This window comes from Streptomyces sp. NPDC050732 (assembly GCF_040654255.1).
GTDB lineage: Bacteria > Actinomycetota > Actinomycetes > Streptomycetales > Streptomycetaceae > Streptomyces.
On the sequence record NZ_JBFAHP010000011.1, the window covers coordinates 68190 to 80750 of the forward strand.

General features: G+C 71.7%; 10 protein-coding genes. 4 read left to right on the top strand and 6 right to left on the bottom strand.

Going from position 1 to position 12561, the window contains the following annotated elements:
• Positions 1-8: 8 nt before the first annotated feature.
• Positions 9-668 (top strand): SUMF1/EgtB/PvdO family nonheme iron enzyme, encoded by a 660-nt coding sequence (locus AB0H82_RS12425; RefSeq protein WP_362991887.1) that lies wholly within the window; start codon positions 9-11, stop codon positions 666-668.
• On the opposite strand, the gene AB0H82_RS12430 is transcribed toward AB0H82_RS12425, so the two are convergent.
• On the bottom strand, positions 611-1771 hold the full coding sequence (locus AB0H82_RS12430) for an LLM class flavin-dependent oxidoreductase (RefSeq protein WP_362991664.1): 1161 nt from the start codon (positions 1769-1771) through the stop codon (positions 611-613). The two genes, AB0H82_RS12425 and AB0H82_RS12430, sit on opposite strands and share 58 nt — an antisense overlap.
• A gap of 79 nt (positions 1772-1850) precedes the next feature.
• On the bottom strand, positions 1851-2645 hold the full coding sequence (locus AB0H82_RS12435) for an MBL fold metallo-hydrolase (RefSeq protein ID WP_362991666.1): 795 nt from the start codon (positions 2643-2645) through the stop codon (positions 1851-1853).
• 189 nt (positions 2646-2834) lie between these two features.
• Here AB0H82_RS12435 and AB0H82_RS12440 point away from each other — a divergent pair, with 189 nt between their 5' ends.
• Together AB0H82_RS12440 and acnA are read left to right on the top strand one after the other, a co-directional pair.
• Positions 2835-3413, top strand: a complete 579-nt coding sequence (locus AB0H82_RS12440; protein ID WP_362991668.1) for a CGNR zinc finger domain-containing protein — start codon at positions 2835-2837, stop codon at positions 3411-3413.
• A 275-nt stretch (positions 3414-3688) separates the two neighbouring features.
• Positions 3689-6403, top strand: coding sequence for an aconitate hydratase AcnA (gene acnA / locus AB0H82_RS12445; protein WP_362991670.1), 2715 nt, complete (start codon positions 3689-3691; stop codon positions 6401-6403).
• Between the two features lie 67 nt (positions 6404-6470).
• On the opposite strand, the gene AB0H82_RS12450 is transcribed toward acnA, so the two are convergent.
• Both AB0H82_RS12450 and AB0H82_RS12455 read right to left on the bottom strand, forming a co-directional pair.
• Positions 6471-6863, bottom strand: a complete 393-nt coding sequence (locus AB0H82_RS12450) for a VOC family protein (RefSeq protein ID WP_362991672.1) — start codon at positions 6861-6863, stop codon at positions 6471-6473.
• 79 nt (positions 6864-6942) lie between these two features.
• Positions 6943-8274, bottom strand: a complete 1332-nt coding sequence (locus AB0H82_RS12455; protein WP_362991674.1) for an MFS transporter — start codon at positions 8272-8274, stop codon at positions 6943-6945.
• Between the two features lie 336 nt (positions 8275-8610).
• Here AB0H82_RS12455 and AB0H82_RS12460 point away from each other — a divergent pair, with 336 nt between their 5' ends.
• Positions 8611-9777, top strand: coding sequence for a S1 family peptidase (locus tag AB0H82_RS12460; RefSeq protein WP_362991676.1), 1167 nt, complete (start codon positions 8611-8613; stop codon positions 9775-9777).
• 46 nt (positions 9778-9823) lie between these two features.
• On the opposite strand, the gene AB0H82_RS12465 is transcribed toward AB0H82_RS12460, so the two are convergent.
• Both AB0H82_RS12465 and AB0H82_RS12470 read right to left on the bottom strand, forming a co-directional pair.
• Positions 9824-11470: an FAD-binding protein gene (locus AB0H82_RS12465; protein ID WP_362991678.1), complete on the bottom strand. Its 1647-nt coding sequence runs from the start codon at positions 11468-11470 to the stop codon at positions 9824-9826.
• A gap of 190 nt (positions 11471-11660) precedes the next feature.
• Complete coding sequence (locus AB0H82_RS12470; RefSeq protein WP_362991680.1) at positions 11661-12539, bottom strand: sigma-70 family RNA polymerase sigma factor; 879 nt, start codon at positions 12537-12539, stop codon at positions 11661-11663.
• Positions 12540-12561: the final 22 nt, after the last annotated feature.

Here is a 12561-nt window from a genome sequence, read left to right on the forward strand (position 1 = left end):
TGCCGGAGATGATCGCCGTCCCGCCGGGACGGGTCACGCTGTCGGACCGCCGGACGCGGCGCAGCTGGCAGGTCGAGGTGGCGCCCTGTCTGCTGGGGGCGTTCCCCGTCACCCAGGAGCTGTACGCGGCGGTCACCGGGGAGTGGCCCGGCGCCGCCCGCGGGGACCGGTTGCCGGTCGAGGGCGTCTCCTGGTGGGACGCGGTCCGCTTCTGCAACGCGCTGTCCGTGCGCGACGGTTACACCCCCGCGTACCGCCTCGGCGACGAGGCCGCCGAAGAGATCTTCTGGGACGAGTCGGCCGACGGCTACCGGCTGCCGACCGAGGCCGAGTGGGAGCACGCCTGCCGCGCGGGCACCACGGGACCGCACTACGCCTCGCTCGACGAGATCGCCTGGTACCGCGGCAACTCGGACGAGCGCCTCCACGAGGTCGGCGGCAAGCGCCCCAACGCGTGGGGCCTGCACGACATGCTCGGCAACGTCTGGGACTGGTGCTGGGACGTCTACGACGCCGAGGTGTACGGCTCGTACCGCGTCCTGCGCGGCGGCGGCTGGTTCGACGAGCACTGGAGCTGCCGCTCCTCGGCCCGCCGCCGCAGCCACCCGACCTACCGGGTGGACGACGTGGGCTTCCGGGTGGCGCGTTCGGAAGCGGAAGCCCGCTGAGCCGCGGGGGCCACGTCGACCAGTCCCTGGTCGGGCATGCCGTAGGCGTCGGCGATCAGTTCGATGGAGCGCAGCCGGGCCCGGACGGAGTGGCCGACGCCGCCGATCATCAGCTCGTCGGCGCCGGAGTCCCGCTGGACCTGGTCGAGGTGGGCGGTGACCTGCTCGGGGGTGCCGTGCGGGACGTGCTCCAGCCAGCTGTCGACGGCCTGGCGCTCCTGCGTGTCGTAGGTGTAGGCGTCCACTTCCTCGGGGGACGGCAGCAGGTAGGACTTGCGCTGGAACATGCGGAGCATGGCGTGCGCGAGGGTGCCGGCCTGGCGGCGGGCCTCGCGCTCGTCGTCGGATGCCGCGACGGTGAAGCTGACCAGCGCGTACGGCTCGGCCAGGGCCTCGGACGGAGTGAACCGCTCGCGGTACAGGCGCAGGGCTGCCACGACGTCGCGCGGGTTGAAGTGCGCGGCGAAGGCGAACGGCAGGCCGAGCCGGGCGGCGAGCTGCGCCGAGTAGCCGGATGAGCCGAGCAGCCACACCGGCAGGTGCCCGGTGGGCGGGGTGACGCCGTTGAGCCGGTCCTGGGCGGGCCCCGGAACGGCGTACACGCGGCCGGCGTAGGGGTGCTCGGCCGGGAAGTCGTCGCCGAGGAAGTGCAGCAGTTCGAGGACCTGCCGGGGGAAGTCGTCGGCGTCGCTCGCGCCGCGGCGCAGGGCCGCGGCCGTGGTGTGGTCGGTGCCCGGGGCGCGGCCCAGGCCCAGGTCGATGCGGCCGGGGGCGAGGGCGTCCAGCATGCCGAACTGTTCGGCGACGACCAGCGGCGGATGGTTGGGCAGCATGATTCCGCCCGCGCCGAGCCGCAGCCTGCTGGTCTCCGCGATGAGCCGGGCCAGCAGGACGGGCGGGCTGGAGGCGGAGACGCCGGGCATGGCGTGGTGCTCGTTCATCCAGTAGCGGGTGAAGCCGCGCCGGTCGGCGAGCCGGGCGAGTTCGACGCTGCCGGCCAGCGCCTCCGCGGCGGTCTGGCCGGTACCGGTCATGGCGGAGTCCAGTACGGACAGGGCGGCGGGGGCGGAGCCGTGGCGGGCGCCGCGGATCGGGTCGGTCATGGTGGTGCGGTCCTTCGGTGGTGAGGGAGGGGCCGGAGCGCCGGCCGGCGCCCCGGCCCCTGTGCTCAGCGGGCGTGGGTCAGCCGCGCACGCCGAAGTCGACGCGGTCGCTGAGACCGGCGGCGGCGAAGGCGGCGGCGAGCTCGTCGCGGCCCTCGGTGAAGTGGGCCCAGCTGTCGTAGTGGACGGGGACCACGCGGCCGGCGTCGAGGATCTTGGCGGCCTCTGCGGCCTGTGCGCTGTCCAGGACGATCAGCCCGCCGTCGAAGACGTCGGGGAAGCGGGGCGCTCCGGCGAAGAGGAGGGCCGTGTCCACCGGGGCGAAGCGCTCGGCGACCTCCCTGACGGCGTCGAGCGAGGCGTTGTCACCGCTGACGTAGACGGTGGGCAGGCCCTCGCCGGTCAGGACGAACCCGACGACCTCGCCGCAGACCGGCTCGACCTGCTCGCGCGGGCCGGGGCCGTGGATGGCGGGCACACCGGTCACGGTGACCGTGCCGGGCCCGCCGTCCCGGCGCTCCAGCTCGACCGACTGCCAGTCGGCGAGCCCCGTGGCCTTCTCCCCGAGGCGCTCCCCGCCGCCGGGGGTGGTGAGCGTCAGCGGAACGTCGGCGAGCAGGGCCCGGCCGGAGGTGTCGAGGTTGTCGGCGTGCTCGTCGTGCGAGAGCAGGACGACGTCGACGCGGCCGAGGTCGGCCGGGCTGCCGTCGGCCGCCGCCGTCTTGGTCAGCACGGCGCCCGGCGCCGGGTGGTCGCCGGGGCCGTCGAAGGTCGGGTCGGTGAGAAAGCGCAGGCCGGCGTAGTCGAAGAGGGCGGTGGGGCCGCCGAAGACGCGGACGGGGAACGGGGCGTGCTGCGGGGTCGGGGAAGACACGAAAAGGTTCCTCACGGATAGGTTGCGTGTTAACCGTGAGACGACAGTACGCATGTCTCACGGATGGATGCAACCCGTACCATGAGAACCATGAAAGAGTCCGTGACGGAAGAAGCGGCGCGAGAAGCCGCAGAAGAAGCCGCAGAAGAAGCCGCGGAACGAGCCACGGGGGCAGTCGCGGAAGGAGCCATGGAGGAAGTCGCCCTCCCGGCCGCGCCGGGTGAGGCCGCGCACCCCGCCCTGGCCCTGGCGAACAGCGCCGTCGCGCTGCCCGGCGGGCACACGTTCGACTTTCTGGGGACCCCGGCGCAGGCCGAGCAGTGGCTGGCGCGGCGCGATCTCGCCCCGGTCGGCGCGGGCCTGGCGGAGGTGTGTGCGACGCAGCTGCGCTCATTGCGCGAACAGATCAGGTCGCTGCTGGCTTCACGCGTCGCCGAGCAGCCGGCGCTGCCCGCCGCCGTCGCGGCGGTCAATGACGCGATGACCCGCGTCCCGACCGCGTCGCTGCTGGTGTGGGACGAGAGGTCCGGCCCCTATCGCGCGACACCCCACCCGACCACCGCGATCGTCGAGCACGCCCTCGCAGTCGTCGCCGCCGACGCCGCCGACCTGCTGACGTCCCCCGACGCCGCCCGCCTGACCGCCTGCGCGTCCCCGCCCTGCAACCGCTTCCTGATCAGGCACGGGCGCCGGCAGTGGTGCTCCACCCGCTGCGGCGACCGCGTGCGCGCCGCCCGCGCCTATGCCCGCCGCGCCACGGCGGAGTGAGCGGGCGCGTCGACGCGTCGACGGGATGACGGATGCGGGCAGGGCGGAACGCGGGCAGGCGGAATGCGGGCGGCCGAATGCGGGCAGGCGGGCGTGCCTCGTCGTACCCAGGGGTGATGTACTAGAGTTATCTCGACATCGAGATATCTGCCGAGGCGCACCAGAAGCCGCCACTCGGTAAGGGTTACCTAACTAAGCCTTACCTTAGCGGACCGACGAGGAGTCGTAGGCGGCAGGATGTACGGAACGCGCGAAAAAATCTGAAGGAGACTGTCGTGTCGGCGAACAGCTTCGACGCCCGCAGCACGCTGCGCGTGGGCGACGAGTCGTACGAGATCTTCAAGCTGGACAAGGTCGAGGGCTCCGCACGCCTTCCCTACAGCCTGAAGGTGCTGCTGGAGAACCTGCTCCGTACCGAGGACGGCGCGAACATCACCGCCGACCACATCCGCGCGCTCGGCAACTGGGACTCCCAGGCCCAGCCGTCGCAGGAGATCCAGTTCACCCCGGCCCGCGTGATCATGCAGGACTTCACCGGCGTCCCGTGCGTCGTGGACCTGGCGACCATGCGTGAGGCCGTGAAGGAGCTCGGCGGCGACCCGGCGAAGGTCAACCCGCTCTCCCCGGCCGAGCTGGTCATCGACCACTCCGTCATCGCCGACAAGTTCGGCACCGCGGAGGCCTTCGGCCAGAACGTCGAGCTGGAGTACGGCCGCAACAAGGAGCGTTACCAGTTCCTGCGCTGGGGCCAGACCGCGTTCGACGACTTCAAGGTCGTCCCGCCGGGCACCGGCATCGTGCACCAGGTCAACATCGAGAAGCTGGCGCGTACGGTCATGGTCCGCAACGGCCAGGCCTACCCCGACACCCTCGTCGGCACCGACTCGCACACCACGATGGTCAACGGCCTGGGCGTCCTGGGCTGGGGCGTCGGCGGCATCGAGGCCGAGGCCGCGATGCTGGGCCAGCCGGTTTCCATGCTCATCCCGCGCGTCGTCGGCTTCAAGCTGACCGGCGAGCTGCCCGCCGGCACCACCGCCACCGACCTGGTGCTGACCATCACCGAGATGCTGCGCAAGCACGGTGTCGTCGGCAAGTTCGTCGAGTTCTACGGTGAGGGCGTCGCCGCCACCTCCCTCGCGAACCGCGCCACCATCGGCAACATGTCGCCCGAGTTCGGCTCCACCGCCGCGATCTTCCCGATCGACGACGAGACGCTGAAGTACCTGCGCCTGACCGGCCGTGACGAGCAGCAGGTCGCGCTCGTCGAGGCGTACGCCAAGGAGCAGGGCCTCTGGCTGGACCCGGCCGCCGAGCCCGACTTCTCCGAGAAGCTGGAGCTGGACCTCTCCACGGTCGTCCCCTCCATCGCCGGCCCGAAGCGTCCGCAGGACCGCATCGTCCTCGCCAACGCCGCCGAGCAGTTCAAGATCGACGTCCGCAACTACGTGGACAGCGTGGACGAGGCGGGCAAGGAGTCCTTCCCGGCCTCCGACGCCCCGGCCACCACGAACGGCGTCCCGTCGAACCCGGTCCTCGTGACCGCCCCCGACGGCTCGACGTACGAGCTTGACCACGGCGCGGTGACGGTCGCGGCCATCACCTCCTGCACCAACACCTCGAACCCGTACGTGATGGTCGCCGCCGCGCTCGTCGCGAAGAAGGCCGTCGAGAAGGGCCTGACCCGCAAGCCGTGGGTCAAGACCACCCTCGCCCCGGGCTCGAAGGTCGTCACCGACTACTTCGACAAGGCGGGCCTCACCCCGTACCTCGACAAGGTCGGCTTCAACCTCGTCGGCTACGGCTGCACCACCTGCATCGGCAACTCGGGCCCGCTGCCCGAGGAGGTCTCGAAGGCCGTCAACGACCACGACCTGGCCGTGACGTCCGTCCTCTCCGGCAACCGGAACTTCGAGGGCCGCATCAACCCCGACGTCAAGATGAACTACCTGGCGTCCCCGCCGCTCGTCGTCGCGTACGCCCTCGCCGGCTCGATGAAGATCGACATCACGACCGAGGCGCTCGGTGTCGACCAGGACGGCAACCCGGTCTACCTCAAGGACGTCTGGCCCTCCGAGGCCGAGGTCAACGACGTCGTCGCCAACTCCATCGGCGAGGACATGTTCAACAAGTCCTACCAGGACGTCTTCGCGGGCGACGCCCAGTGGCAGGCCCTCTCCATCCCGACCGGCAACACCTTCGAGTGGGACACCGAGTCGACGTACGTCCGCAAGCCCCCGTACTTCGAGGGCATGACGATGGAGACCACCCCGGTCTCCGACATCACGGGCGCCCGCGTCCTCGCCAAGCTGGGCGACTCGGTCACCACCGACCACATCTCCCCGGCCGGCGCGATCAAGGCCGACACCCCGGCCGGCAAGTACCTGACGGAGCACGGCGTGCAGCGCCGCGACTTCAACTCGTACGGCTCGCGCCGCGGCAACCACGAGGTCATGATTCGCGGCACGTTCGCGAACATCCGCCTGCGCAACCAGATCGCGCCGGGCACCGAGGGCGGCTTCACGCGTGACTTCACGCAGGAGGACGCGCCGGTCTCGTTCATCTACGACGCCTCGCGCAACTACATCGAGCAGGGCATCCCGCTCGTCGTCCTCGCGGGCAAGGAGTACGGCTCCGGCTCGTCCCGCGACTGGGCCGCCAAGGGCACCGCGCTCCTCGGCGTCAAGGCCGTCATCGCCGAGTCGTACGAGCGCATCCACCGCTCGAACCTCATCGGCATGGGCGTCCTGCCGCTCCAGTACCCGGAGGGCCAGACCGCCTCGTCCCTCGGCCTGACCGGCGAGGAGACCTTCTCCTTCTCCGGCGTCGAGGAGCTGAACAACGGCACGACGCCGCGCACGGTCAAGGTCACCACCGACACCGGTGTGGAGTTCGACGCGGTTGTCCGCATCGACACGCCCGGTGAGGCGGACTACTACCGCAACGGCGGCATCATGCAGTACGTGCTGCGGTCGCTGATCCGCAAGTAACCCTGCCTGAGCATGAGTCGAGGGCCGCACCCCGTTTCGCACGGGGTGCGGCCCTCGCCGCATCCGGCTACTTCTGCGGCCAGCCGCCGTACGGAACCGTGATCAGTTCCATCGCGTGGCCCGACGGGTCCAGGAAGTAGACGCCCTTGCCGCCGTCGTTGCGGTTGATCTCGTCCGGCTGCTTCTGGTGCGGGTCGGCCCAGTGCCGGATGCCGCGCGCGCGGATCTTGTCGTACGCCGCGTCGAACTCCGCCTCCGGGACGAGGAAGGCGTAGTGCTGCGGGGTGAGGTGCTCCGGGGGGATGGTCGCGAAGTCGAGGGTGACTCCGTTGGACAGGGCCACCGCGATGAACGGGCCCCACTCGGCGGCGATCTCAAGGCCCAACAGGTCCGTGAAGAACTCCGCCGACTCCCGGTTGTCCCGGGAGTGAATGATCGTGTGATTCAGCTGTACCGACAAGGAATGCCTCCAACAGGCATGTCCCGGCACCTCCATGCCTCACCCGGCCGGTGACCGACACGCGATGCCGCCGTGGATCTTACGTCCGTCGCCCCGCGAGCGCCACAGCCACCGCCGCGACCAGCACCGCGAGCGCCGCCCACGCGAACGCCGCCCGGAACTCGGCCACTTGAGACGTAGCGCCGAACGTCCCGCCCACCAGGACCGCGAGCCCGAGCGAGCCGCCGAGCTGGTCGACGGAGCGCTGCACACCGGAGGCGGTGCCCGCGTCGGCCTCGGTCACGTCGGACAGGGCGGCGTTCTGGAGGGCGATGAGACCGATGCCCATGCCGGCGGCCACGGCGGTCATGCCGGGCAGGACGTCCACCCACAGGCTGCCCCGGTCGGGCAGCCGGGCGAGCCAGCCGAGCCCCGCGGCGGTCAGGAGCAGGCCGGCCACGGACGCGTACGCCGTGCCGAGCGCCTGGATGACCCGGCCCACCGCGGAGACCGCGAGCAGGAGCGCGGCGCAGAACGGCAGGTACGCCAACCCAGCCTGAACGGGTGTGAGTTCGAGGACGTCTTGGAGGTACAGGGTCGCCAGGAAGAAGGTGGTGGAGAGGCCCGCGCTGAGCGGGACCGTCGCCGCGTTCGCGACCGCCCGGGTCCGGTGCGTGAAGAACGAGAGCGGCACGAGCGGGCTCTTCGTGCGCCGCTCGACGAGCACGAAGGCGCCGAGGACCACGCATCCGGCGGCCACCGCGGGCGCGGAGTGGCGCAGCACGCCGAAGACGAGGAGCAAGGGGCCTGCCGTGAGGAGCGCGGCTCCTGGCAGGTCGAGCCGGCGCGGTCCGCGACGCGGTTCGTCGGGGCGTACGAGGGCGGGGGTGGCCAGGAGCACCACCGCGACGACCGGCACGTTGATGCCGAAGATCCAGCGCCAGTCGAGGAGTTGGACGGTCGCGCCGGACAGCAGGACGCCGACGACGAGGCCGCTCGCGGAGATCGCGCCCCAAATGCCGAGGGCCTTGGCGCGCTCCTCCGGGCCCGGGTAGAGGAGCGCGATCAGCGACATCGCGGCGGGCGAGGCGAGCGCTTCGCCCGCGCCCTGCGCGAAGCGGGCGGCGACCAGTGTCTCCAGGTTCGGTGCGAGCCCGGCGGCCAGCGACGCCAGGGCGAAGAGCGCGGCGCCGAGCAGGAACATCCGCCGCCTGCCGAGTAGATCGGTGAGCCGCCCGCCGAGCAGCAGCAGCCCGCCGCCGACGAGGGTGTAGCCGGTGACGACCCAGGACAGGGTCGCAGGGCCCGCGTCGAAACGGTCGCCGATGGCGGGCAGCGCGACGTTGACGACGGTCACGTCGATCGCGATGAGGAACTGGAGGAGGGAGAGCAGCGCGAGGCTGAGGGTGCGGGAGTGGGTGCGGGTGTTCATGAAGGGGGCACTCCAGGTCGGCCCCCGGCCGGTGTGCGGCGGGGGCTGAGGAAGACGGACGCTTCCGTGCCACGGACCCGCGCGGGGCGGGTGGGGCACCTGGAGTTACTCGGTCACGGACACGCGGGGGACCTTAACGGACGGGCGCACCGGCCCGCACGTGATTATCCGGGGGGAGGGAGGGTTCAGGCCGGGATGTGGCGGGGTGCGGCCTGGACTTGTCCGCGGGGGCTCTCTACGCTCGGCCCCACCACGGAGTGAGAGCGCTCTCTCCCCTCATGGTTCCTCGAAACTCTGGTCCACCACACCCCTGTTGGAACGACGAGAGGTCCCCCTGTGAGACGCAAGACCAGCACACGTATCGGCCTGTCCGCGTTACTTCTGGCGACCGCCTGTGTCGGCACCGCGCTCGTCCCCGCCGCTGCCGCCGACCCGGGCACCTCCACTTCCTCCGGCGCCGAAAAGGCGCCCGCGTCCGACGGTCTTCTCCAGGCGATGGAGCGCGACCTCGGGCTGACGCCCGCCGCCGCGCGCGAGCGGCTCGCCGACGAGAAGCAGGCGGGCAGGGTCGAGCGCGCCGCGCGGAAGGCGGCCGGCGCGGCCTACGCCGGGTCCTGGTTCGACGCCGGGCACGGCCGGCTCACCGTAGCCGTGACCGAGCGAGCGGCCGCCGCCGACGTGCGCGAAGCCGGCGCCGACGTCCGGTTCGTCGAGCACAGCGCCGCGCGCCTGGACGCGGCGAAGAAGCACGTCGACCAGCTCAAGGCCCCGAAGAACGTCGCCAGTTGGCGAGTCGACCCCAAGGCCAACCGCGTCGTCGTCGATGTCGTCGAAGGCCACCGTGCCGACAACGATGTCACCACCTTCTTGCGGCGCGCCCGCACCCTCGCACCCGTACGCGTCGACACGGTCCCCGAGGGGCCGAGCACCTTCGCCGCCGGGACCGTGGGCGGCGACCCGTACTACACCGGCAACGTCCGCTGCTCCATCGGCTTCTCGGTGCACGGCGGCTTCGTCACGGCCGGGCACTGCGGTGGCGTGGGCGCGGGTGTGCGCGGCTGGGACGGCTCCACCATCGGTTCGTTCCAGGGCTCTTCGTTCCCGGACAACGACTACGCGTGGGTGTCCGTGGGCAACGGCTGGTGGACCGTGCCGGTCGTGCTCGGCTGGGGCGCGATCCCCGACCGGCTCGTGCGCGGTTCGGCGGAGGCGCCGGTCGGCTCGTCGATCTGCCGCTCCGGCTCCACCACGAAGTGGCACTGCGGCACCCTCCTCGCCAAGAACGAGACGGTCAACTACTCGGGCGGCGCCGTCGTCCGCCAGCTGACCAAGACCAGCGTCTGCGCCGAGGGCGGCGACTCGGGCGGCTCGTTCATCAGCGGCGACCAGGCCCAGGGCGTTACATCCGGCGGCTGGGGCAACTGCGGCAGCGGCGGCGAGACGTGGTTCCAGCCGGTGAACGAGATTCTCCAGCGATACGGACTGCGGCTGCACACCGCGTGACCCGAGGTGCGCCCGGCGCGAGCAACCGCCGGGCGCACACGGCTCGTTACTGTGCGGGCCGGACCGCCAGCCGGTGGCGGAACTCGTCGCGCGGGTCGTACTTCGCCTTCACCCGCTGCAGGCGCGGGTAGTTGTCCTTGTAGTAGAGGGTGTACCAGGGCACGCCCGAGGTGTTGTACTCCGGGTCGGCGAGGTCCGCGTCCGGATAGTTGATGAACGCGCCGTCGCTGACGGCACCCGGCACCGGGACGCCGCCGCTGTCGGCGTACACACCGCTGTAGAGCGAGCGCACCCACGCGGTTTCGCGGGCGCCGTCCTGCGTCTCCGCGTCCCAGCCCGCCATGTAGACGGCCTTCAGGATCGAGTCGCGCTGGGCGACGGCGGTGGCGTCGGGGGCGACCTTGCGGGCGGCGCCGCCGTACGCGACGAGCCACAGTGTGCCGCTGATGCGCCCGGCCGGGTCGTCGGACGGCCGCAGGTGCTCGTGCAGGACGTCGATCTGGCGGTCGGTGAAGGTCTTCCGCAGGTACGCGCTCTTGACCTTGAACGGCGAGGATCTGGTGTCGGTGACGGAGGTCAGCGCGTTCAGCCACGACAGCGGGGGCCTGCGGATCGCGGGCTGGGCGCCCACACCGCGCCCGACGGCGGCGATGTAGTCGTCCACGAGCCGCCGCGCGCCCGGCACGGCCGCGTCGATGACACCGGCCAGGACGGCGCCGGAGCCCGCCGCCTGGGTGGTGTTGACCATCAGCACGCTGAACAGGTTCGCGTACGGCGAGCCGGGGTCGCTGTTGCGCTCGCACCACTGCCCGTGGTTGCGCAGGAGGGTCCTGAAGTCCCGCGCGTCGAGGTCCTTCCAGGTCCAGCCGGCCCGGAAGGCGAGGAACGAGGCGGGCGCCGCCGGCAGCAGCTTCGTCGGATCGTCGCCCTTCGCGTCCGGGCTGCGGAACCAGTAGCGCGTCACGACACCGAAGTTGCCGCCGCCTCCGCCGGTGTGCGCCCACCACAGGTCGTGGTGCGGCGTGTCGGGGTCGCGCTCGGCGATGACGGCTCGCGCGGTGCCGTCCTTGTCGACGACGACGACTTCGAGGGCGTGCAGGTGGTCCACGGAGACGCCGTCGCGCCGCGACATCACGCCGTATCCGCCGCCGACCACGTGACCGCCGATGCCGACCTCGGCGGTCGCGCCCGCCGGGATGGTCACGCCCCAGCCGATGAACAGCTCGCGGTACACCTCGGCGAGCTGAGCGCCGGGCTCCACGCAGAAGGCCCGCCGCCCGGCGTCGTACGAGATCTCGCGCATCGGAGACATGTCGACGACGGCCTTGATGTCCGGGTGGTCGACGAAGTCCTCGAAGCAGTGGCCGCCGCTGCGTACGGCGATACGTCTGCCTTCGCGTACGGCACGCTGGACGGCGTCGACGACCTCGGCGGTGGAGTGCACCACGCGGTAGTAGTCGGGCTTGCCGATGAACCGTCCGTTGCAGCCGCGCTGGGTGAGGGAGAGGTAGCGGGGGTCGTCGGGGCGGATGGGGTCGGTGGGCGCACCGGCTGCGGCGGCCGCCGTGCCGGCGGGCAGGAGGGCCGGTCCCGCCAACGCCGCCGCGCCACCCGCCGCCGTGGCCGCGAGCACGCGCCTGCGGGTCGGGGCGGGTGTCGGGGCGGGTGATGCGTCGGATCGTCGCTCTGTCATGGGTCGTCCCCCGAACGGTGAGGTGTAGGTGACCCACCACCATCACGGCGGGTGTGACCCGCGTCATCCACCGTGTGGCCAAGCGACGCGTGCTCCGCAGGGTGCAGACGGACCCCTTAGGGGTGGGCCCGCAGATGGAGCGCTTTCCGGCCACCGGGTTCCTGCGTCCTGCGTCCTTCGTTCGTAGACGTCACACCGGGGCCGGCAGGTCCATGCCCGCGAGTGCGGCCGGGTCGACCACGGCGGTGATCCCGGTGATGTGTCCGTCGGCGACGGTGAAGGCGAGCAGGGAGAGCGGGGTGCCGTCCTCGCTCCAGGCGATGACGCCGGGGTGACCGTTGACGGTGACCGCATGTGCCCGCGCCATGCTGCGGGCCACGCGCGCGCGGGTGGCGACTTCGGTGGCTCCGAGCGTCACGAACGGGCCGTCCGGGGTGTGCACGGTGAACCTCACCTCGGGGTGGAGCACCTCCAGCAGCTGCTCGAACCGGCCCTCACCCGCAGCGGCCAGAAAGGCCCGCACCACCTCGCGTTGTTGCGGCGGCCCTGCGCTGTCCGGCTGCCGGGCGGCACGCACCTTCCTGCGGGCCCGGCTGGTGAGCATCTTGGTCGCGTCGGCGGACTTGCCGAGGATGGTGCCGATCTCCCCGTGCGGCACGGCGAACACGTCGTGCAGCACGAACGCAAGGCGTTCGTCCGGGCGCAGCGAGTCGAGGACCGTGAGGAGCGCGAGGCCGACGGAGTCCCCGAGCGCCACGACCTCATCCGGGGCGGGCGCGTCGTCGAGCGTCACGGTGTACTCCGACAGCTGGTCGTCGAGCGGGACTTCCGGGCGGGTCCGGCCCGACCGCAGCACATCCAGGCTGATGCGGCCGACCACGGTGGTCAGCCAGCCGCCGAGGTTGTCGATGGTGCCGGCGTCCTGCCGGGAGAGCCGCAGCCACGCCTCCTGGACCACGTCCTCCGCGTCGGCGTGCGAGCCGAGTACGCGGTGGGCGACAGCTCGGAGCCGGTCGCGCTGCGACTCGAAGGCGGCCGCTATCGAGTCCGTGGGCTGGGTGCCGGTCATGTTGTTACCTCCCTGGAAGCTG

Bases quoted from the DNA above. Each gene is read 5' to 3' on its own strand.
- AB0H82_RS12425 (WP_362991887.1), top strand. From the start codon at position 9: ATGATCGCCGTCCCGCCGGGACGGGTCACGCTGTCGGACCGCCGGACG.
- AB0H82_RS12430 (WP_362991664.1), bottom strand. From the start codon at position 1,771: ATGACCGACCCGATCCGCGGCGCCCGCCACGGCTCCGCCCCCGCCGCC.
- AB0H82_RS12440 (WP_362991668.1), top strand. From the start codon at position 2,835: ATGGAGGAAGTCGCCCTCCCGGCCGCGCCGGGTGAGGCCGCGCACCCC.
- AB0H82_RS12455 (WP_362991674.1), bottom strand. From the start codon at position 8,274: ATGAACACCCGCACCCACTCCCGCACCCTCAGCCTCGCGCTGCTCTCC.
- AB0H82_RS12465 (WP_362991678.1), bottom strand. From the start codon at position 11,470: ATGACAGAGCGACGATCCGACGCATCACCCGCCCCGACACCCGCCCCG.
- AB0H82_RS12470 (WP_362991680.1), bottom strand. From the start codon at position 12,539: ATGACCGGCACCCAGCCCACGGACTCGATAGCGGCCGCCTTCGAGTCG.